This is a genomic window from Lentzea sokolovensis (assembly GCF_033949975.1).
Taxonomy (GTDB): domain Bacteria; phylum Actinomycetota; class Actinomycetes; order Mycobacteriales; family Pseudonocardiaceae; genus Lentzea; species Lentzea sokolovensis.
The window spans coordinates 60,772-81,488 of record NZ_JAXAVU010000016.1; the positions used below are offsets into that span (position 1 = coordinate 60,772).

A 20,717-nucleotide genomic window follows, 5' to 3' on the forward strand; every position below is an offset into this window, starting at 1 on the left:
ACTCGGCTACCGGTTCTCGCGGACTTGCTTCGCTACCGACGCGAGGTCCGACTTCAGGTCGTCGAGGCGTTCGGTGATGTCGATCAGGCGCTGTTCGACACTGTCCAAACGCGACCAAAGCGAGTCGCCGGGGTCGGTGATCGGCTCGTCTCGCTCGGGCGGGCGGCGGCCATGCAGCACCGCGTCGAGGTGCATCGGGTGCCAGCCCATGGCGGTAGACAAGGACTCCAGCGTCCGCGGCCCCCGCCGGCGCTCCACTGTGTTGTGTTGGATCTCGCGGACGATCGCCTGGGAGACGTTCGAGCGTTCTGCTAGCTCGCGTTGACGCCAGCCGAGCTCGTTCACGCGCTCGTTGATGGCTCTGGCGACTGCCGCCCAATCCTCCGACACGTATTCCTCCGCGCTCCGCCTCGGCGCTGATATTAGCCGCCTTGCGCTGTTTGGAGACGTGACACGGCGCATTTCGCGCTGTGCGTGATCAAACGCGCCATCATGCGCGCTGAAATCAATCAATTAGAGCTGAAATCGTCAGCTCTCTCTTTGAAGGGCCTATTCCTATGCGTACTTCTGTGTCTTCTGTTCACTCCATCCGCGAGACCGCTTGGGTGCTCGGTATCAGCCAGTCCGCCGTGTTCCGGGCCATCCGGCTCGGGGTGCTCACGGCTGAGCGCCAGTACGGCCGTCTCGTCGTCCCCGGTAGCTCGCTTCGGCGAGTGCTTTCGGAGCCGGGGGTGCTTCGTGACTGATCTGCGGCTGGTCGGGATCGCCTGGTCGCTGGACCACTTGCGATGGGTGCCGACCGATGAGTTGACCGACGTCGTTCAGAGCGACGGGCTGTGCATGTGGGCGTTCACGGGGGAACCACCGTGGGCGGACGAGGAACTGACCGATCGAGAGCTGGCTGAGCGGCAGTGCTCCGGGTGTCCCGTGCGGGACGAGTGCTTGGAGCTGGAGTTGCGCACGGCCGGCGCTGAGACGGTCGGTGTGTGGGGTGCGTTGCCGGAGGACGAGCGGAGCGAGGTGCACCGGCACTGGCTTCAGCGCGGTGAACGGGCCGAGAGGGGGTCGCGTTCATGAACGCCATCAGCGTCACTCCCACTCAGGTGCTGGCTGCGGTCGGTGTCCTCTTGGTTCTGGTGTTGGTCTGGCGGGCTGGTTCTCGTCGGGCGAAGGCGGCGGCGAGTGCGGCGCGGACGAGCGTTCGACTGATGTCACTCGGTGGGCGCGTGGTCGTGAACGCCGTGCTGATCGTGATCGTTCAGTGGGTGGTCGTGACGCACGGCGGGAACGGCTGGCTGTTGTTCGCGGTGCTCGGAGTGCCGGCATTGCTCGCGTCGTACACGCTGACGAAGGCGCTCACAGTGACCACGTACGAGCCTCATCGACGTGGTGGTGATCGGAAGTGAGCGAGCCGATCGAGCGGGTTGCCGTGCAGGTGGACCGGTTGTGCTGGACCGGGATTCTGCTGGGGCTCGCGTTCACGATGACCAACGTTCAGCAGTTCGCTGCGGCCGGTGCGGCGGTGTGGTCGCTGGCCTGGTTCGCGGCGTGGCTGTTGGACCCGATGGTGTCGCTGGTGCTGCTGGCGATCCTCCGTGCCGAGCAGGTGACTGCTCGGCACGGGGTGCGGCTTGGTGGATGGGTGCGGGCTGCGAAGTGGTTCACGCTCGGGGCTACGTACGTCATGAACACCTGGAGTGCGTTCGTGGCCGGGTCCGCGGCGCTCGTGGTGTTGCACTCGGTGCCGCCGCTCGTTGTGTTCGTCGCTGCTGAGGCCGTGACGGAGTTGCGGGACAAGCTTGGGACCGCTGCGGGTGCCACGGTGGAGGCCGTGGCACCCGCTCCGCGGACGTCGTTCGCGGAGTACCTGGCGGTGGCTCGCAAGGCTCGGAAGTCGAGCGCCAAGGTCTCGCCAGCATGGGTGCGTGAGGTCACGGGGTGCTCGCGCGGGCTGTCCTCGAAGCTGGCGGCCGCGCTGAACGGGGACCAGCCATGAGCGGCGAGCTGGTGCCTGCAGAGCAGATCATGGAAGGAGAACTGGTCGACGAGCGTGCGGCGCTCGTCCGGCGGATCGAGACCACCTGGCGCTACTCGCATGTGGTGCCTCCGGCGCTGAAGTCTCGCGAGGCGTTGAAGCTCGCCGCGAAGGATGCGCTTGCTTGGGTGCTTCGGACTCCGCTCCGGTGTGCGAGTGCTGTCGGTCGTGGCCTGGTGGTTGCGGCGCGTGGCTGGCGGAACTGGGTTCGGGTGCGGGACTACCGCGACGCTGCCGAGCAGTCGGAGAAGCTGGCGGACAAGTTCGTTGAGATCCGCGCGTTGACGTTGTTCCGATGGAAGGTCACCGGAACCGTGCTGCTCGCTGGCGGTGCGGTGATCACGGTGGCTTGGGTGCTCTACGGCGACTTGGTGTTGTGGAGCGTTGGAGGCGTCGGAGCGGCCGTGCTGGCGATCGTCGGACGGGCGAAGGACGGCTCACCAGGACGGAAGTCCGTGCTCGCCGGACCACGCACGCTGACGTGGACGATGGACTCTCAGGTGCTGGTCGACGCGTTCCGGGACGCCAAGCTGATCGGGAAGGACGAGTCGCTGCGGTTGGTCGAGCGCGCATCTCGGCAAGGTGCCGGCTGGGCGATCACGGTGGACCTGCCTGCCACGCGCAAGGCGGCCGACGTCGTGAAGCACCGGGAGGACCTGGCGTCGGCGCTGGCGGTGGACGAGATTCAGCTGAGTGTTGAGCGCGTGCGCGGCAATGGCGGTCATGCCGGACGCGTGGCGATGTGGGTTGCCGATGAGGATCCGTACGCCTCACCGCCGATCGGAACGCCGCTGCTCGCGGTCGAGCGTTGGGATGCGTGGCGCCCGGTGCCGTTCGGGACCGATGCTCGTGGACGGCGGATCGACCTGCCGTTGGTGTGGACGTCGGTGTTGATCGGCGCGATTCCCAGGCAGGGCAAGACGATGGCCGAACGGTTGGCTGCGGCGGGGCTCATCCTCGATCCGTACGCGCGGCTGTACGTCGCCGACTTCAAGAACGGGAAGGACTGGCAGGCCGCAGAGCAGGTCGCGCACCGGTTCATGGCTGGCGACGACAGCGAACACGTGTTGGCGTTCCTGGACTGGCTCGTGGAGTTGGTCGCGGACGTTCAGCGGCGGTATCGGCGGATGCAGGACCTGGACGACGTGACGTGTCCCGAGTCGAAGGTGACTCCGGCGATGTCGCGTGATCCGTCGCTGGACATGCCGATCACGGCGTTGATTGTCGACGAGGTCCACATTGCACTGGAGGATCGCACTCCTGTTGTGGTGCAAGGGAAGAAGCTCACGGCAGGGGAGCAGATCGGCGAGCTGTTGACGTGGCTCGCGAAGAAGGCCCCGGCGGCTGGACTGGTGCTGGTGCTCGCTACGCAGCGGCCGGACAGCAACACGATTCCGTCGAAGCTGCGGGCGGTGCTCGGGTCGCGGTTCGCGTTGCGGGTCATGGACTGGCGGGACAGCAACATCGTGCTCGGGGAGCAGATGAACACCCGCGGGTACGACAGCAGCCGGTTGCTTCCGTCGCACAAGGGAGTCGGCATTCTGCGGCCGGACGGAGAGACACAGGCTGGGGCAGATGTGCTCGCGTTGACTGTGCGGACGTTCTACATGCCCAACGAGGACTGGCGGACGATCTGCGAACGAGGCCGTGCGCTCCGAGAGGTCGAAGGCACGTTGACCGGTCAGGCTGCCGGATGTGACGCGCCGTTGCTCCATCGCGCGGAGGTCGTGCAAGAGATCGGTGGGCCGAGTCGCGACGAGATCGAGCTGCCGGAGCCGTTGGCTGCGGTCGTGGAGTACCTCGGTGACGGGCTGGACGAGCGGGAGTTCGTGCCCACGGCCGAACTGGTGGAAGCGCTGGACGTCGAGCCGACAACGTTCGGCAAGGACATGGGCGACCTTGGTTGCCGACCCACGCGGCAGTACGTCCAGGAGGAAGAGGGCACGCGCCGTGTTAGGGGATATCTGACGGCGGACATCCGAGCTGCGATTGTTGAAATCGGCTCGTTCGGCCTGCCGGACGTGGACCAGCTATGACCGGCGATGATCTGGACCGCAGAGAGCTGAAGGTCAACCTTCCTGTGGAGCTACCTGTTCTCACCAGGCGAGTAAGCCGCATACTGCTAGACATCCTGTTCGAGCTGAGCGAAGCGGAGGGCCTGAACGGTCCTCCGGGAGGGAGGTGCGATGACTGTTGAAATCAGCCGGGACCCGTGGGCGACACTCGATGACCTGTGGGGCATCGAGGTCAGTGAAGTCGTGGATGACGGCATCGGTCCGGTAGCGGGCTACGGCCGGTGCTCGACTGAGGACAACCAGGACCCCGAGACGTCGCGCGGCTGGCAGTTCGGCAACGCGGACAAGTTCGTCGGGCCGTTGGGCGGCCGGATCGTTGAGGAGTTCTTCGACATCGGCAAGTCGCGGTCCGTGCCATGGGAGCGGCGTGACGAGGCTTCGCGGTTGCTGGCAGCGCTGAAGAACCCGCACCGTGGTTGGAACGCCGTTGTAGTGGGGGAGGGGACGAGGTGCTGGTTCGGCAACCAGTTCTCGTTGATCGCTCCGCGGTTCGAGGCGTACGGGGTTGACCTGTGGGTTCCGGAGTTGGGCGGGAAGTACAACCCCCGGAACCCGTCGCACAAGATGCTGATGAGCGTGCTCGGTGGCATGAGCGAGTCCGAGCGTCAGCACGTGCAGGCTCGTGTCCGGGCCGCGATGGACACGCAGGTGCTCAACGAGGGACGGCACCAGGGCGGACGAGCGCCGTACGGGTACGTCACGGTCGACGGCGGGCTACATCCGAATCCGCGCAAGTCGGCAGAGGGTTACCGGTTGCGGGTACTCGTGATCGACGACGATTCCGCGTGGGTCGTGCAGCGGATCTTCTCCGAGTACTTGAGCGGCAAGGGCGACCGGGCCATTGCCAACGGACTCAACCACGACCGGATTGCGTGTCCGTCCGCGCGACGTCCGGACCAGAACCGGCATCGGCCAGGTGACGGCTGGCAGGGCAGCACGGTGCGAGCGATCCTGGAGAACCCCCGTTACACCGGCTATGCGTTCTTCGGCCGCTCCACGAAGTACGAGACGCTGCTCGATCCTGATGACGTGTCGGCTGGTCATGTGGTGCGGTTCCGGAAGGCCAGTCCGGATCGAGTCGTTCGGTCGCGTAATCCGGCGCATCCGAAGATCGTGGAGATCGAGGACTTCACGACTGCTCAGCTTCTGCGGAAGTCGAAGGGCAATCTGCGGACCGCGCGAAAGACAGAGCGTGCTGGGCGCGCGGTGAAGCACCGCTACCTGTTCCGCGGTCGTATCCGGTGTGACATCTGTGGGCGGAAGATGGAGGGCAGCCCGCGTAAGAAAGCGATGTATTACCGCTGTCCGGCGCGCACCTTGACTCCGGGATCTCCTGTGCTCGCTTCGCATCCTGGCGCGGTCTATTTGAGAGAGGACGCTCTTCAGGACGCGGTGAACGGCTGGCTGGGACATGTCTTCGATCGGAAAAACCGCGACCGGACCGTTGCGGCGCTGATGGATTCGCAAGAGCCGGTCATTGAGATCGGTCGCGACGCAGCAAAGCGGCGGCTCGCTGAAGCCGAGGCCAAGCTGACCAGATTTCAGAACGCGATCATGGCCGGCGTGGACCCTGCGGCGTTGGTCGAGGTGATCAACGAGGCACAGGCCGAACGGCTCGCGTCACGGGCAGCCCTGGACAACGTCCCAGCACCAGTGGAGGTGGACATCGCCGAGATCTACGCGGCGATCGACTTGATAGGAGACGTCAGCGCGGCGCTACGAGGTCACGCACCGACGAGGCTGGAGGAGTTGTACGAGGCGATCGACCTGCAAGTTCGGTACAAGCAAAACCCCCACGAAGCTGATGTTTCCATCAACCCCGTGGGGGTGAATAACGCTCGTGTCCGAGGGGGGACTTGAACCCCCACCCCCTTTCGGGGACTAGCACCTCAAGCTAGCGCGTCTGCCATTCCGCCACCCGGACGTATTTAGTTCTGCCTCGGCTCGCGCCGTGGTGTGTCCATAGGTTACATGATCGTCGGTGCACGCCAAAATCGGGGCCTGGTGGGTGTGTTTGTGCTGGTTGGGGCTTGATCGGTGGTGGTGTCGGTGGGTGGGGTTAGGGTCGGGGTGTGCGTGAGGTGACTGGGTGGTTGCTTGAGTCCGACCCTGCGTTGCGGTGGCAGGTTCAGCGGGATTTGGTGGGGGCGCCGGAGGAGGTTTGGCGCGCTACGCGGGCGCTTGTGGGGGGTGAGGGGTTTGGGGCACGGTTGCTTGCCGCGCAGGGGAGCGATGGCATGTGGGCTGGTGGGGCCTTCTTTCCCGCTGGGTTTGACGGGAAGGAGGAGGGGCAGCCGTGGACTGCCACCACCTGGTCGTTGACCTCGTTGCGGGAGTGGGGGGTTGATGCCGCGGTGCTTGAGGGGACCGCTGAGCTGCTTGCGGCTGGGTGTCGGTGGGAGTACCAGGGGCTGCCCTATTGGGGTGGGGAGGTCGACTGCTGCATCAACTCGTGGACGTTGGCCAACGGGGTGTGGCTTGGGGTTGATGTTCGGGGGATCGCCGACTGGTTTGTCGAGCATCAGCTTGAGGACGGTGGGTGGAACTGCGAGTGGGTTGAGGGGTCCACGCGGTCGTCGTTTCACTCGACGCTCAACTCGTTGAAAGGGTTGCTGGCCCACGAGGTGGCTACTGGGGGGACGGTGGAGACCCGAGCGGCTCGGGTGCGGGGTGAGGAGTATTTGCTTGCTCGGCGGCTTTGCCGGCGGTTGTCCACTCAGGAGGTTGTGGGGGAGTGGGTTGGGCGGTTCAGGTCGCCGTTTCGGTGGGGGTACAGCGTGTTGAACGCGATGGACTACTTCCGGGAGGCCGGTCGGAAGGATCCTCGGATGGCTGAGGCCGTCGAGATGATCAGGACGGCCCGGCAGGCGGACGGGACCTGGTTGCAGGGTGGGCGGCATCCTGGGCGGGTGTGGTTCGAGGTTGATGTTGACGAAGGTGAGCCGTCTAAGTGGCTCACGTTTTACGCGCTTCGGGTGTTGAAGTGGTGGGAGAGTTAGATCCAGCCCTTGGCCCTGGCGAAGCGGGCTGCCTCGTGGCGGTTCGAGGCTCCGGTTTTGCCCACGGCTGAGGAGAGGTAGTTGCGGACCGTGCCTGGGGACAGGGAGGCGCGGCGGGCTATTTCCTCGATCGGAGCGCCTTCGAGGGCCAGTTCCAGGACGTCTGCTTCGCGTGGGGTCAGGGGGCTGTCGCCGGCGCTGATTGCTTCGGCTGCCAGGGACGGGTCGACGTAGCGGCCTCCTGTGTGGACGGTTCTGACCACTGTGGCCAGGACGTCCGAGGAGACGGTTTTCGGGAGGAAGCCCCTCACGCCTGCGGCCAGTGCGCGTTTGAGGTGGCCTGGGCGGCCGTGGCTGGTGACGATCATCGTGGAGCACGTGGGGAGTTCTGTGGCCAGGGACTGGGCTACGGAGACGCCGTCGAGGTCTGGCATTTGCAGGTCGATCACGGCCACGTCTGGGCGGACCACTCGGGCGGTGGCCAGGGCTTCGGCGCCGGTCGCGGCTTGAGCGACTACTTCTAGGTCGTCTTCCAGGGACAGCAAGGCGGCCATGGCGCCGCGGATGAGGTGCTCGTCGTCGGCGAGGAGGATGCGGATCACGGGAGCTCCACGGTGAGGACGAAGCGGTTGGGGGCTTCCGGGGCCGCTGTCACGGTGCCGCCGAGGGCTGCTATGCGTTCGTGGAGGCCGGTCAGGCCGCTGCCGAAGCGGAACGTCTTCAGGGAGACGCCGTCGTTGGACATGGTGAGTACCTTGCCGCGCAACGTGATCGTGCACGTGTGGGCCTCGCTGTGGCGCAGGACGTTGGTGACGCCTTCGCGGACTGCCCAGCCCAGGGCGCCGGCCGGTTCGCCGTCGAACGTCACGTCGCCGATCACGCGGCAGTCGATGCCCGCCGAGGCCAGGAGTGAGCGGGCTCCTGCCAGTTCCACGGAGAGGTCGGCGGTGCGGTAGCCGCTGACCACGGCGCGGAGTTCGTCCAGGGAGTCCTGGGCGATCTGGCGGACCTCGAGCATCTCGTCGATGGAGGGCTCGGTGCGGCCGCGGCGGGCCAGCTGGGCCGCGAGGTCGGCCTTCAGGGCCACGGCGGAGAGGTTGCGACCCACGACGTCGTGCAGGTCGCGGGCGAAGCGGAGGCGTTCTTCCGCCACTGCCAGGTTCGCGCGGACCTCGCGGGAGCGGTCCAGTTCCCAGACGATGCGCAGCATCCACAGCGTCGAGCGGAACGCGGCCACCAGGAACTGCAGCATGATGGTCATGAAGAACGCGTTGCCCGGCGGTGCGACGAGGTACATCCAGGCGCCGCCCGCCGCGGCCACCAGCACGAGGGTGCGCGGGCGGGCCACGGCGGACAGGGTCGTGATCATCAGGACCAGGAAGATGATCGCGATGCCGTCGCTGGGACTGTCGTTCTTGCCGGGCAACGGATCCGGGTAGGTGAGTTCGGCCACGGCCAGCGCGGTGCAGGTGGCGACGGCGTAGATCGTCAGCAGGCGGCGTGGGTAGGCGGCCTTGCGGAGGTGGTGCTCGATGCCGAGGTGGACGAGCCGGACGCCCATGGCCACGTGGGCCAGCACCGCCGTCACGAGCACGATGAGGGCGACGGTGCTGATCTCCGCGGTCAGGCTGATGAGCAGCAGCGGCGGCAGGAACACGTAGCTCAGGTAGAACGTGTAGCGCACGAAGAGGTCGAACCGCGCCGCGCTGCCACGGGACCGCCACCAGCCGAGCAAGTTCACCTCCGGGGATCCCACCTGAACCACCGCTGCACAGCGTAGGTCCCCAGGGCGATCCACACCGCCAGGACGATCACCGGCTTGAGCACGGGTCCGTCCGACCAGCCGGCGCGCAGCAGTTCGAGCACCGGCGTCAGCGGCAGGTACCTGAGCACCGCGGCGAGGCCTTCGGGCAACGCCGAGAGCGGGAACATCAGGCCGGAGCCGAACAGGCACGCCATCAGGATCGGCAGCGACGTCACCTGCGCCATCTCGACGGTCCGGGTGAACGCCGAGGACACCGCGGCGAGCACCGTGAAGACCGCGACTCCGCCGAGCACACCGAGCAGCAGGAACCACGGTCGTGACGGGAGCTCGACGCCGGTGATCACCCCAACGACGACGCAATACAGCACCATCTGCCCCAGCGCCACCACGACGGACGGCAGGGACGCGCCGACCAGGATCTCCGGGTCGGTCAGCTCGCCGACGCGCAGCCGCTTGAGCACCAGCTCCTCGCGCCGGGCGACGAACGTGGTGACGAGGTTGTAGTACACCGCCATCAGCAGCGCGAACCCGATCAACCCGACGACCAGCGGCACGCCGTCCGCGTCCACCGAGATCAGCACCGGCACCAGCAACAACGGCAGCAGCAGCGAGTTGAACAGCGCGGTCCGGTTGCGCCAGAACAACTTCAGCTCGGCCTGTCCCACAGCCACGGCCCTCATGCCGCCTCCTCCGCGATCGCCAGGAACGCCTCTTCGAGCGACGCCGACCGGGCGTCCAAACCGGACAGTTCCACGTTGTTCTGGTGAGCCCACGCCAGGAGCTCGTGCAGGGTCGACTGCAGTTCGTTCGTCCGCACGGTCACCCGGCCCGACGACTCCACGTCGGCCACGACAGGCAGCGGGACACCGGCCGGCGGCACGAACGAGATGCGCGACGGGTACGCGTCCACGACCTCGGACACGGTTCCCTGCGCCACGATCCGGCCGCGGTGCATGATCGCCAGCCGATCGGCCAACGCCTGCGCCTCCTCCAGATAATGCGTGGTCAGCAGCACGGTCACACCCTCGCGCAGCAGCGAGCGAATCAGCTCCCACGTGTTGCGCCGGCTTTCCGGGTCGAGTCCGGTGGTCGGCTCGTCGAGGAACAACACCTCCGGCTTGCCCAGCAACGCGAGCGCCAGGTCCAGCCGCCGCCGCTCCCCGCCGGACAGCTGCTTCACCCGCACCGACGCCCGATGCGCCAGGTCGACGAGCGTCAACGCCTCGTCCACCGGCCGCGGCGATGTCAGGGTCCCCGCCCACATCTTCGCGGCCTCGGTCACCGTGAGGTCCGGCGGGAAACCGCCTTCCTGCAGCATCACGCCCATCCGCGGCCGCACGGCGGCCCGTTCGCCGAACGGGTCGTGGCCGAGCACGCGCACGGACCCCTCCGCCGGACGTGAGAGCCCCTCCACCACCTCCACGGTCGAGGTCTTTCCCGCACCGTTCGTGCCGAGCAGGGCGAACATCTCGCCCCGCTCCACGTCAAAGGAAACGCCCCGCACAGCCTCGAACCCTCCGCTGTACCGGCGAGTCAGCCCCCGCACCTCGATCGCTGTCATGAACCAACGATCTCGGGAAACACGGGCAACCGGCAGTGCCGTCCCACATCAGTTCCCCATGACAGATGTCATGCGCGGAGCACGAGCGCGTCCACCACCACGGACGCCGGTTCGGACAGATTCAGCCACGCGACGACGATGCGCTGACGCTCCAAAGAGCGCACTCGGACGACCTGCACGCCGTGCGGGACCAACGTGGCCAACGGCTCGGGCAACGTCGTGATGCCCGCACCGGACGCCACGAGCTGAAGCTTCGCCAGCCAGTCCCGCGCGACATGGGTGACGGTCACCCGTTCGTCCAGCCCGGGCCAGACGCCGAAACCGGGCGGGCCCGCGATCCACGCCCAGCCGCGCAGGTCGGCCACTTCGATGAAGTCCTTGTGCGCCAGCGGATGCGTCGACGGCACGGCCAGCAGCAACTCGCGTTCGTCCAGCACCTTGGTCCGCAACGCCGGCGTCTCGTCGTCCAGCGGAGGGAACGGCGGCTCGGACGCCAGCACCGCGACGTCGACCGTGCGGGCTCGCAGGGCGCGGACCAACGACGCGGTGGTGCCGTCGCGCGTGGTCACCGTCAACGCCGGATGGCTGCGCCGCAACGATGCCAGCGCGGACGGGACCAGCGTGCCGCCCGCGCTGGTGAACCACCCGAGCCGGACCGTGCCCGCGGTGGCCGGCAGCCCGGACAGCTCACGGCTGGCCGCGTCGAGCTGCGCGAGAACCAGCCCCGCGTGCCGCAGCAGCACGTGCCCGGTGTCGGTCAGCTGCACGCCGTCGCGCTGCCGGTCGAGCAACGGCGCGCGCACGACCCGTTCCAGCGCGGCGATCTGCCGGGACACCGCCGACTGCGTGTAGCCCAGCGCGACGGCCGCGGCGCTCAGCGAGCCCCGCTCGGCCACCTCCTGGAACACCCGCAACGCCACCAGCGGAACCGCAGTGAGGTCCATGAACCAGAGGTATACGGACTACGGGTGGTATCGCCCCTGAATCTCGGTGATCTCGCCGTCGCCGTTGAACGTCAGCCGGGGCGCGTACGGCGTATCGCCCTTCGCCAGGAACTCCGCGCGCGTGCACTCGATCGCGCCCAACCCGTTCCACGTCAGTGTGAAGCCCTGCGGCTCTCCGCACCCGAACGGCGTGCGGATGACCACGTCGTCGGCGAGCCGCGACACCCGCGTCTCACCGGGCAGTTCGTGAACCATGGTGTTGTTCTCCTCGGCTCGCCGGAACTCGCCGTCGACCCACTGCACCGTGCCGTCCGGGTTGATCGCGGTGATCACCGCGACGTCCGTGGTGTCGGGCAACGCCCACCAGATCGCGCCCGCCCCGACCGGAATCGCGGCCAACGCCGCCCAGATCCACCGCTTCACGACGTGTTCGACGCCGCACGCCGTCCCGAGGTTGCGCAAGGGAGTTGCCGTGATCAGATCAAGGTCGTAATCTTACGGTCGTGCCAAAACGCGCGGATCCCGTCGAACGGCGTCAGCAGGTGGTCGCCGCCCTCTACCGGGTGGTCGACGCCGAGGGGCTGGACGCCGCGAGCCTGCCCAGGATCGCCAGGGAACTCAACGCCACCACCGGCCTGCTGCAGAAGTACTTCCGCAGCAAGGACGAGCTGCTGCTGTTCGCGCAGGACCAGCTCGTGGAGGAGCTCACCGCACGCGTGCAGGAGGTCCTGAACCAGGAGGGGAGCCTTCAGGGCCGCCTGCACAACGCCCTGTGCGCCATCGGGCTCGTGGACGACGCGGCACGCGCACGGGTGTGGCTGGCGTTCGCGGCTCGTGCGGCGGCGAATCCCGTGCTGCTGCAACGGCACGTGGAGGGCGCACAGGCGATCAGGGATCTGTGTCGGCACGTGCTGGAGGTCGCGGGCCTGGACGGCGGGGAGGCCGTCGGGCTCGCGGCACTGGTCGACGGGGTGACGGCGCAACGAGCGCTCGAACCGGACGTGATGACGGAGGAGGTGGCGCGGCAGGTGATCGCGCGCCACCTCGAACGACTGTGGGGGAGTACGTGACACTGGGACTGGTTGCGGCGCTAGCGGGACTGGCGCTGCTCGACTCGACGAGCATCGGGACGTTGTTCATCCCGATCTGGCTGATGCTCACGCCGGGACGGCTGAAGCTGAGCAGGTTCGGCGTCTATCTCGGCACGATCACCGTCTTCTACTTCGCCGTCGGGATCGTGATCGTGCTGGGCGCCTCGCAGTTGGCCGGCCACCTCGACAACGAGGTGGCTCTCTGGATCCAGCTGGTGATCGGAGTGTTCCTGTTCGCGATCAGCTTCCGCTTCGACAGCAAGAAGAAGCCGAACACAAGCAGGTGGCAGAACCGCCTCAACGCCAACGGGTCCGCGGTGGCGCTCGCCGGTGTCGCGGTGCTGGCGGGCGTGGTCGAGCTCGCGACGATGCTGCCGTACCTGGGCGCGATCGGGATGATGAGCGCCGCCGACCTGCGACCCGCTCAGATCGGGCTGCTGCTCGCCGGATACTGCCTGGTCATGATCGTGCCGGCGCTCCTGCTGCTCGGCGGGCGGCTCGCGCTGCGGGCGAGGATCGAGCCGTTCCTCACGAGGATCAGCGACTGGTTCGCCGCTAAAGGGGCGAGCGCCACGGGCTGGATTCTCGGCATCGCCGGGTTCCTGGTCGCGCGCGATGCCGTCGCCCGGCTGTTCCTCATGTGAACCATTTGGTCCAGTTGGCTGAACGACCCGGTTTCGTTTTCCTCCTACACTCGCCAGGATGACTGGGCCGGCCGATCCGAGAAGATCGGTCCCGCGCGAACTGGCGCCGTTGCTCCGAATGGAAGTGGCGCCCGTCGCGGTGGGCATTTTCGAGGCGATCGAGAAATCCATTCCGGAATACAGCAGGTTCCGGGAGAACGTGGTCGACGGAATCCGGCAGGCGCTGGTGAAGTTCGTCGACCGCATCGCCTCGCCGGATTCCGAGCCCGATCCGCACGACGACATCCACCGCAAGCTCGGCGCGTGGGAGTTCAAGTCCGGCCGCAGCCTCGACAGCCTTCAGGCCGCCTACCGGATCGGCGCGCGGGTGGCGTGGCGGCACATCTGCGGGTTCGCCGAGCGGCGGGAGCTGTCGCTGCGACTGATGTCGGTGTTGGGCGAGGCGATGATCGCCCACGTCGACGAGCTGGTCAGCCTGTCGGTCGAGGGGTACGCCGCCGCGCAGGCGAGTGCGGCGGGCACGCTGGAACGCAAGCGGCGCAAGCTGATGGAGCTGCTCGTCGGCGATCCCGCGACCAACTGGCAGGCCGTGCTCGACGCGGCCAGGGCGGCGTCCTGGCCGATGCCCGACCGGCTCGTGGCCGTCGCGCTGGAGCCGTCCGCCGCGCCCGCGGACGACCTGCCGGCCGACGTCCTGGTCAACTTCGAGGACGCCACGCCGTACCTGCTGGTGCCGAATCCGGCCGCGGTACCGCGCTGGCTGCGCGGAGCCCTGCCGGGGTGGCGGGCCGCGGTCGGCCTGCCGGTGGCGCCGCAGGAGACGCGCAGGTCACTGGCCTGCGCACGCCGGGTGCTCGCCCTCGCCCGCGAGAAGGTGCTGCCCGACAAGCCCGTGCTGGACTGCGCCGACCACATCGTCGAACTGACCGTGCTCGCGGACGAGTTCCTGGCCAGGCAGCTCGCGGAACGGGCGCTGGCTCCGCTGGCCCCGCTCACCGACCTGCAACGCACCAAGCTCGCCGAGACGCTGCTGGTGTGGCTGTCGGCACGGGGTGGCGCGCCGGAGGTCGCCGCACGGCTGAAGGTGCACCCGCAGACCGTGCGGTACCGCGTGAACCAATTGGACGAACTGTTCGGCGACCGAATGCACGACGCCGAGGAACGGTTCACGCTCGAGCTCGCCCTGCGTGCGCACTATTTGTTGCTGCGCGACTGACAAACAACGGGAAGTCATTTCGTACGCGAGTGACAAAAGACGATTTTCGCTTGCCTTGTCGAATCAAAGCTGGCTACTTTACTGGCGAGTAAAGCAACACCGCCTTTCTGCAGTTCAATGACGTACTCAGGAGGTCCCTGCAGATGAAGACCGGACTTTTCGCGCGCGCCGCCGCCGTCGTTCTGGTTGCCGGAGCGCTGAGCGTGGCGACGGCCGGCACCAGTTCCGCCGCGACCGCCTCTCTGAACATCACCTACGTGTGCGAGTTCTCGATCACCGGCACCCATGACGTCCCGACCGTGGTCACGTCGCCCAACGTGCCGGACTCCGCCGCCGTCGGTGTGCCGACCGCGGTCGCCGACACGACGGTGGCCGCCACCGTGTCGGACGACATCCGCAACACCCTGTGGTGGATCGGAGGCCGATCTGTCGACGGCACGATGACCACGAACGTAGTGGTGGACAACGCGGGCACGGTCCAGAACCTCACGGCGACGTCGACGATCCCGAGCACCCAGGTTCCCTCGTCGGGCACGTTCCAGGTCGTGGCCACGGGCACGCTGCCGTCGCTGACACTGGCCAACGCCGGCACGACGACGATCTCCCTGGGCACCGCGACGCTCGCGCTGACGCCGCGTTACGCCAACGGTGACCCGACGTGGATCGGTACCGTCAACTCGCCTTGCACGGTCAAGGCCGGTCAGGCCACGAAGTTCCACGAGTTCACGGTGGCGTGACGCTCATCCCGTGATGGGATGAGCGCATGGAGTTGCAGCAGCTGGTGGACCGCATCGCATCCGAGGTCACGCCAGGTGGCGCCGTAGCCGACTACATCCCGGCACTGGCCAGGATCGACCCGCACGCCTTCGGCCTCGCCGTCGCCACCCTGGACGGCGAGGTCTTCGGCGCGGGGGACTACGACCGGCCGTTCTCGATCCAGAGCATCTCCAAGGTGTTCATGCTCGCTCTGGCCCTCGCCGAGAACGACGACGTGTGGACCCGAGTCGGCCGCGAGCCGTCCGGGTCGCCGTTCAACTCGCTGGTCCAGCTGGAGACCGAGCAGGGCATCCCGCGCAACCCGTTCATCAACGCGGGCGCCGTCGTCGTCACCGACCACCTCGGCCTCGGCGCCGCCGACCGGCTGCTCGGCTTCCTGCGGCAGGAGAGCGGCAACCCGGCGATCGACGTCGACCCCGAGGTCGCCAAGTCCGAGCTGGACCACGGCGACCGCAATCGCGCCCTCGCGCACTTCATGGCCTCCTACGGCAACATGCGCAACCCCGTCGACATGGTGGTGCACGAGTACGTGCGGCAGTGCTCGATCGCGATGAGCTGCGCTGATCTTGCCCGCGCCACCCTCTTCCTCGCCCGCCACGGCGTCCGCAACAACGGCACCCGGCTGCTCGGCGTCAGCGGTGCGAAACGCGTCAACGCCGTCATGCTCACGTGCGGTACCTACGACGCCGCCGGCCAGTTCGCCTACCGCGTCGGCCTGCCCGGCAAGAGCGGCGTCGGCGGCGGGATCATCGCCGTGGTCCCCGGGAAATGCGCGATCTGTGTCTGGAGCCCAGGATTGGACGCACGCGGCAACTCTCTCGCGGGCGTGGACGCCTTGGACCGATTCACCACGTCCACGGGCTGGTCAGTGTTCTGACTGATGGCCAGGAGGAAACGGGTGGTAGGAAGACGGGGTGAGCACAACGGGGAACGCACTGGCACTGGCGGAGGACGAGGTCGTCACCCTCGTCAGTGAGCTGATCAGGATCGACACCACGAACACGGGTGATCCCGCGACGGTCGTGGGGGAGCGCAAGGCCGCCGAGTGGGTGGCCGAGAAGCTGTCCGAGGTCGGCTACGAGACGACCTACGTGGAGTCCGGGGCCCAAGGCCGCGGCAACGTCGTCGCGCGCCTGCAGGGCGCGGATCCCAGCCGTGGCGCGCTTCTGGTCCACGGCCACCTCGACGTCGTGCCCGCCGACGCCTCCGAGTGGTCGGTGCACCCGTTCTCCGGGGCCGTGCAGGACGGGTACGTGTGGGGCCGCGGCGCCGTCGACATGAAGGACATGGTCGGCATGACGCTGGCCCTGGCCCGGCACTTCAAGCGCAACGACATCGTGCCGCCGCGCGACATCGTGTTCGCGTTCCTCGCCGACGAGGAGGCAGGCGGCCTGTTCGGCGCGAAGTGGCTGGTGGAGAACCGGCCCGAGCTGTTCGAGGGCGTCACCGAGGCGATCAGCGAGGTCGGCGGCTTCTCGATCACGCTCAAGGACGACGTCCGCGCGTACCTCGTCGAGACGGCCGAGAAGGGCATCCGCTGGCTCAAGCTGCGGGTCAAGGGCACCGCCGGGCACGGCAGCATGATCCACCGCGACAACGCGGTCGCGAAGCTCGCCGCCGCCGTCACCAAGCTCGACCAGCACCAGTGGCCGCTGATCATCCGCCCGTCCGTGCGCGAGTTCCTCGACGGCGTCACCGAGATCACCGGCCTGGAGTTCCCCGACGACGACATCGAGGGCTCGATCGGCAAGCTCGGCGCGCTGTCGCGGATGATCGGCGCGACGCTGCGCGACACCGCGAACCCGACCATGCTCTCCGCCGGGTACAAGGCGAACGTCATCCCGTCGACCGCCGAGGCCACTGTGGACTGCCGGATCCTGCCGGGCCGCGAGGAGGCGTTCGACCGCGAGCTCGCCGAACTGCTCGGCCCGGACGTGGAACGCGAGTGGGTCGGCCTGCCGCCGGTCGAGACGACGTTCGACGGCGCCCTGGTGGACGCCATGACGGCGTCGCTGCTCGCCGAGGACCCCGGCGCCCGCGTGCTGCCGTACATGCTCTCCGGCGGCACCGACGCCAAGTCGTTCCAGACCCTCGGCATCCGCAACTTCGGCTTCTCGCCGCTGAAGCTGCCCGCCGACCTCGACTTCTCCGGGCTCTTCCACGGCGTGGACGAGCGCGTGCCGGTGGACGCCCTGAAGTTCGGCGTCCGGGTTCTCGACCGATTCCTGCGCAACAGCTGAGGAGTGGTGTCGTGTCCACTGTGGACTTGACCGGTCAGGTCGCGCTGGTGACCGGCGGAGCGCGAGGCATCGGCTCCGCCGTCGTGCACCGGCTCGCGAAGCTCGGCGCGCGGGTGGCGGTGCTCGACCTCGACGCCGCCGGCGCGCACCGGGTCGCGTCCGCGGTGGGCGGGATCGCCATCGCCGGTGACGTCGCCGATCCCGCGACCATGCCCGCGGTCGTGGAGCAGATCGAGAAGGAGTTCGGCCGCCTCGACGTCGTGCTCCTCAACGCCGGGATCGGGGGCGGGCAGACCGGAGTGGACGACGCACTGGACGTCGACCGCTACCGCAAGCTGGTCGGCGTCAACGTCGACCACGTCGTGTACGGGCTCTGCGCCGCGGTCCCGGCGTTGCGGCGGCAGGGCGGCGGCAGGATCGTGATCACGGCGTCGCTGGCCGGGCTGACGGCGATGCCCGCCGATCCGCTGTACACGCTGACCAAGCACGCGGTCGTCGGGTACGCGCGGGCGGCGGGCAAAGCGTTGGCCGGGGACAACATCACGGTCTCCGCGCTGTGCCCCGGGTTCGTCGACACGTTGTTGCTGGGCGCGGCGAAGGAGGAGTTCAACTCCGTCGCGTTCCCGCTGCTGACGCCGTCCGACGTCGCCGAGGCGCTGCAGACCGTGCTGGCACAAGGGGAGCCGGGGGAGGCCTGGACCATCCAGCCCGGCGGGAGGGTGACGGCCTACGACTTCCGCGGCGTGCCGGGCGTCGGCGGCGGGAAGATGCCGCCCGAAGTGGTGCTCGGCCGCATTTAGGGCGTGTCCTGGAACCGGGTTGTCTCGTTAGGACGAACAGACGACACGGCGAAAGGACAGCGCATGGTGCGGCTGGAGGACGGGACCGAGCTCAACGTGATGCGCGCGGGGGATCCCGAGGCACCCGTGACGGTCGTGCTCGCACACGGCTACGCGCTCGACCACCGCAGCTGGCACAAGGTGGTGGAGTTGCTGAGCCAGGACTTCCAGGTCATCGCCTACGACCACCGCGGCCACGGCAAGTCCGGCGGCGCGTCCAAGGAGACCGCCACGATCGATCAGCTCGGGGAGGACCTGGGCGAGCTGATCGAACGCGCGGTGCCGCAGGGCCACGTCGTGATCGCCGGGCATTCGATGGGCGGCATGGCGGCGCTCGCGATGGCCGAACGCCGGCCGCGGCTGTTCCGCCAGCGGGTGCTGGGCAACGTGTTCGTGTCCACGGCGGCGAGCGGCATGTCCGAGACGGCGCTCGCGTGGCCCAAGGCGGTCGGCAAGCTCGTGCGGGAGCTGGAACGGGCGTTCGGGCCGATCGTGCGGGCGGTGCGGGAGAAGATCGAGCCGACCAAGACCGCCGGGCTGCGCTGGTGGCTGTTCGGCGACCAGCCGGCGCCCGAGGACGTGGACCTGACCGCGGACATGGTGTGGGGACACTGGCCGGAGACCATCGCGTTGTTCCGGCCCGCCGTGGACCGCTACGACCGCGAGGCCGGGCTCATGGTGGCGAAGGAGAAGGCCGTGGTCGCCGTCGTGGGCGACGAGGACCGGCTGGTGCCCGAGTCGGACGCCGTGAAGTTCGGGGGAACATCGGTCGTGCTGGCCGACGCCGGACATATGCTTCCGCTGGAACGACCGGCGGAGCTCGCGAACCTGATCCGCGAGGTGGCCGCGAAGGCATAGCTGGGGGGCTGGTGCTGCAGTACCTCGAACCGCGCACGGACGTGCCGGCGAAGGACGACTGGTCCACCGGTCTGATCCTGCAGGACCTGCGCTGGGGCGCCACGACGCTGGGCGGCATCGCCGTCGTGACGGGCGCCTTCGGCGTGGGCTGCCTGTTCCTGGCCACGGCCCCCGGCAACGTCGGCGCGATGGTCGTGCTGTTCCTGGTCACGTTCCTGTTCGGGCTGGGCCCGCTGATGTACCGGTCGGAGACCAGGGCACTGCGGCGCGGCCTGCTGGAGCAGCCGTGGCGGCGGGTCCCGGCGACGGTCGCGGAGAAGCAGCACGACGACGTGCACGACCGCCTGCTGCTCGGGGACGGCACGGTGCTGCAGGGCTGGTTCCAGGACCTGCCGGACATGGTGCTGGAACGGCAGGAGGTCTTCGTCTGCGGTCCCGACGCGTCCGGCAGGGCGGTCGTCCGGGCCGCCGGGTTCGCCAAGATGGAGAACGCCAAGGCAGGCAAGAAGACCGACACCGAGACCCACCCGGCACGGGAGCGCGTCGAACGACCGCTGGGCAGGCCGCTCGACGACGCGGCCACCATGAAGGCCTACAAGGGCATGCGGTGGGGCGTGCGGTCATGGCTGTGGTCGGCCGTGCCCGCGGGACTCGGGGGAGTGCTGGTCCTGCTCAGTCTGGTCCCGCTCGCGCCGGCCGGGCTGGTCGTCGGCGGTCTGATGACGGCACTGGGCCTGCTGGGCGTCCCGACGGCGATCGAGATCAGCCGCTGGTACCGCGACGCCGTGAAGGCCGTCGAGAACTCGGCGCAGTGGACACCCGTGGCGATCACGCTGTTCCCGTGGAAGCCCAACCAGAACGTCGCCGGCCTCGCACAGATGCCGGGCGGACTCGCGCTGGTCCAGTTCGTGATCCCGGACCTGAACGTGGTGGCGAACATCGCCGACACCGGCGTCATGTGGATCGCCGGGACGCACGGCGACGTGATCGCGGTGGGCGTGCCGAGGGTGCCGGTGCTGACGTTCGCCGCGGTCCAGCCGGATCGGGACACTCCCAAGGAGGACCCGATCCCCTGGATCCAGCGGTTCCACCAACCGGACTTCAGCGGCCTGCCGCGCTAGACCTGCGCCTTCCCGGCGGACGGCCGAAGAGCCGGACGTGCTCGTCGACCAGCCAGTCCTTGAGCGGCGCCCACTCCGGGTGGTGGTTGAGCACCAGCAGGCGGTGCATCCACCAGTTCGGGTCGTCGTGGCGGGGGAACGCGGCGAGCCACGCGGCCCGCCCCTCCGCCGTCAGTCCCCAGAGATGCGCCAGCTGGCCCTCGGCGTCCGAGTCGAGCCGGGCGGTGACCCGGCCGTCCTCGGTGTGCCATTCCGCGCGGAGTTCGCGCAGGACGGCGAGGGCGCGCTCGTCACCTTCCTCGGCGGTGACGACCACTGTGTGCAGGCCCTGCGCCGCGGCTTGCGCGAGCAGGGCACGGGCGGACGTTTCGTCGTGCGGCAGTGCGCTGTGAGCGACCCCGACTTCGTGCGGCACGAGCTCCATGACCCAGAATCTGATCACATCTACAACCAGTTCGGTGCATTTTATTGATTCAGTGTTGACTGAAGGCTCACCTTCCCGCAGTGGGTCGCCTCGGTTGCGCGAGCATTGTTGTAAGGCACGACCGCATC

23 protein-coding genes and 1 tRNA gene are annotated in these 20,717 nt (G+C 68.1%); 15 read left to right on the forward strand and 9 right to left on the reverse strand.

The genetic code is table 11. The annotated features are described in order from the left end of the window. Positions 1 to 6 precede the first annotated feature (6 nt). Positions 7 to 390, reverse strand: a complete 384-nt coding sequence (locus SK854_RS40460) for a helix-turn-helix domain-containing protein (RefSeq protein ID WP_090062704.1) — start codon at positions 388 to 390, stop codon at positions 7 to 9. A gap of 348 nt (positions 391 to 738) precedes the next feature. Here SK854_RS40460 and SK854_RS40465 point away from each other — a divergent pair, with 348 nt between their 5' ends. The 5 genes from SK854_RS40465 (at position 739) to SK854_RS40485 (ending at position 5,970) form a co-directional block, all read left to right on the forward strand. Further along, positions 739 to 1,077, forward strand: a complete 339-nt coding sequence (locus SK854_RS40465; RefSeq protein WP_319980440.1) for a WhiB family transcriptional regulator — start codon at positions 739 to 741, stop codon at positions 1,075 to 1,077. Continuing rightward, positions 1,074 to 1,406, forward strand: coding sequence for a hypothetical protein (locus SK854_RS40470; protein ID WP_166053842.1), 333 nt, complete (start codon positions 1,074 to 1,076; stop codon positions 1,404 to 1,406). The genes SK854_RS40465 and SK854_RS40470 overlap by 4 nt, the downstream gene beginning before the upstream one ends. Next, on the forward strand, positions 1,403 to 1,996 hold the full coding sequence (locus SK854_RS40475) for a hypothetical protein (protein ID WP_319980441.1): 594 nt from the start codon (positions 1,403 to 1,405) through the stop codon (positions 1,994 to 1,996). Before SK854_RS40470 ends, SK854_RS40475 begins: the two co-directional genes overlap by 4 nt. Further along, positions 1,993 to 4,071, forward strand: coding sequence for a cell division protein FtsK (locus SK854_RS40480; RefSeq protein ID WP_319980442.1), 2,079 nt, complete (start codon positions 1,993 to 1,995; stop codon positions 4,069 to 4,071). Before SK854_RS40475 ends, SK854_RS40480 begins: the two co-directional genes overlap by 4 nt. 150 nt (positions 4,072 to 4,221) lie before the next feature. Further along, positions 4,222 to 5,970 carry a recombinase family protein gene (locus SK854_RS40485; protein ID WP_319980443.1) on the forward strand — a complete coding sequence of 583 codons (1,749 nt, stop codon included), beginning with the start codon at positions 4,222 to 4,224 and terminating at the stop codon, positions 5,968 to 5,970. On the opposite strand, the gene SK854_RS40490 is transcribed toward SK854_RS40485, so the two are convergent. Next, positions 5,952 to 6,034: transfer RNA gene (locus SK854_RS40490), tRNA-Leu, on the reverse strand. The genes SK854_RS40485 and SK854_RS40490 overlap by 19 nt on opposite strands. A 148-nt stretch (positions 6,035 to 6,182) precedes the next feature. Between SK854_RS40490 and SK854_RS40495 the strand changes: the two genes are divergently transcribed. Next, positions 6,183 to 7,109 (forward strand): squalene cyclase, encoded by a 927-nt coding sequence (locus SK854_RS40495; protein ID WP_406601889.1) that lies wholly within the window; start codon positions 6,183 to 6,185, stop codon positions 7,107 to 7,109. On the opposite strand, the gene SK854_RS40500 is transcribed toward SK854_RS40495, so the two are convergent. The 6 genes from SK854_RS40500 to SK854_RS40525 all read right to left on the reverse strand — a co-directional run bounded on the left by SK854_RS40500 (position 7,106) and on the right by SK854_RS40525 (position 11,841). Further along, positions 7,106 to 7,711: a response regulator transcription factor gene (locus tag SK854_RS40500; RefSeq protein ID WP_319980444.1), complete on the reverse strand. Its 606-nt coding sequence runs from the start codon at positions 7,709 to 7,711 to the stop codon at positions 7,106 to 7,108. The two genes, SK854_RS40495 and SK854_RS40500, sit on opposite strands and share 4 nt — an antisense overlap. Then, on the reverse strand, positions 7,708 to 8,865 hold the full coding sequence (locus SK854_RS40505) for a sensor histidine kinase (RefSeq protein ID WP_319980445.1): 1,158 nt from the start codon (positions 8,863 to 8,865) through the stop codon (positions 7,708 to 7,710). The genes SK854_RS40500 and SK854_RS40505 overlap by 4 nt, the downstream gene beginning before the upstream one ends. Continuing rightward, entirely contained in the window at positions 8,847 to 9,554 is a 708-nt protein-coding gene (locus SK854_RS40510) for an ABC transporter permease (protein WP_319980446.1), read from the reverse strand. Before SK854_RS40510 ends, SK854_RS40505 begins: the two co-directional genes overlap by 19 nt. After that, positions 9,551 to 10,435: an ABC transporter ATP-binding protein gene (locus tag SK854_RS40515; protein WP_319980447.1), complete on the reverse strand. Its 885-nt coding sequence runs from the start codon at positions 10,433 to 10,435 to the stop codon at positions 9,551 to 9,553. Before SK854_RS40515 ends, SK854_RS40510 begins: the two co-directional genes overlap by 4 nt. 68 nt (positions 10,436 to 10,503) lie before the next feature. Continuing rightward, positions 10,504 to 11,379, reverse strand: a complete 876-nt coding sequence (locus SK854_RS40520) for a LysR family transcriptional regulator (RefSeq protein WP_319980448.1) — start codon at positions 11,377 to 11,379, stop codon at positions 10,504 to 10,506. An 18-nt stretch (positions 11,380 to 11,397) separates the two neighbouring features. After that, on the reverse strand, positions 11,398 to 11,841 hold the full coding sequence (locus SK854_RS40525) for a hypothetical protein (protein WP_319980449.1): 444 nt from the start codon (positions 11,839 to 11,841) through the stop codon (positions 11,398 to 11,400). A 41-nt stretch (positions 11,842 to 11,882) separates the two neighbouring features. On the opposite strand from SK854_RS40525, the gene SK854_RS40530 reads away from it, so the two are divergent. The 9 genes from SK854_RS40530 (at position 11,883) to SK854_RS40570 (ending at position 20,165) form a co-directional block, all read left to right on the forward strand. After that, complete coding sequence (locus tag SK854_RS40530; protein WP_319980450.1) at positions 11,883 to 12,449, forward strand: TetR/AcrR family transcriptional regulator; 567 nt, start codon at positions 11,883 to 11,885, stop codon at positions 12,447 to 12,449. Continuing rightward, positions 12,446 to 13,114 (forward strand): GAP family protein, encoded by a 669-nt coding sequence (locus tag SK854_RS40535; RefSeq protein WP_319980451.1) that lies wholly within the window; start codon positions 12,446 to 12,448, stop codon positions 13,112 to 13,114. The genes SK854_RS40530 and SK854_RS40535 overlap by 4 nt, the downstream gene beginning before the upstream one ends. A 58-nt stretch (positions 13,115 to 13,172) precedes the next feature. Next, a complete protein-coding gene (locus SK854_RS40540) occupies positions 13,173 to 14,330 on the forward strand; it encodes a PucR family transcriptional regulator (RefSeq protein ID WP_319980452.1) in 1,158 nt (385 codons plus the stop codon). Between the two features lie 143 nt (positions 14,331 to 14,473). Beyond that, entirely contained in the window at positions 14,474 to 15,067 is a 594-nt protein-coding gene (locus SK854_RS40545; protein ID WP_319980453.1) for a DUF6801 domain-containing protein, read from the forward strand. A gap of 26 nt (positions 15,068 to 15,093) precedes the next feature. Then, complete coding sequence (locus SK854_RS40550) at positions 15,094 to 15,984, forward strand: glutaminase (RefSeq protein WP_319980454.1); 891 nt, start codon at positions 15,094 to 15,096, stop codon at positions 15,982 to 15,984. Between the two features lie 37 nt (positions 15,985 to 16,021). Beyond that, a complete protein-coding gene (locus SK854_RS40555) occupies positions 16,022 to 17,347 on the forward strand; it encodes a M20/M25/M40 family metallo-hydrolase (RefSeq protein ID WP_319980455.1) in 1,326 nt (441 codons plus the stop codon). Between the two features lie 11 nt (positions 17,348 to 17,358). Further along, positions 17,359 to 18,147 carry an SDR family NAD(P)-dependent oxidoreductase gene (locus tag SK854_RS40560; protein ID WP_319980456.1) on the forward strand — a complete coding sequence of 263 codons (789 nt, stop codon included), beginning with the start codon at positions 17,359 to 17,361 and terminating at the stop codon, positions 18,145 to 18,147. A gap of 63 nt (positions 18,148 to 18,210) precedes the next feature. Continuing rightward, positions 18,211 to 19,044, forward strand: coding sequence for an alpha/beta fold hydrolase (locus tag SK854_RS40565; RefSeq protein ID WP_319980457.1), 834 nt, complete (start codon positions 18,211 to 18,213; stop codon positions 19,042 to 19,044). Between the two features lie 11 nt (positions 19,045 to 19,055). Then, a complete protein-coding gene (locus SK854_RS40570) occupies positions 19,056 to 20,165 on the forward strand; it encodes a hypothetical protein (RefSeq protein WP_319980458.1) in 1,110 nt (369 codons plus the stop codon). On the opposite strand, the gene SK854_RS40575 is transcribed toward SK854_RS40570, so the two are convergent. Continuing rightward, the gene (locus SK854_RS40575) at positions 20,146 to 20,589 is read right to left on the reverse strand and encodes a hypothetical protein (RefSeq protein ID WP_319980459.1); all 444 of its coding nucleotides are present in this window, start codon (positions 20,587 to 20,589) and stop codon (positions 20,146 to 20,148) included. The two genes, SK854_RS40570 and SK854_RS40575, sit on opposite strands and share 20 nt — an antisense overlap. Positions 20,590 to 20,717: the final 128 nt, after the last annotated feature.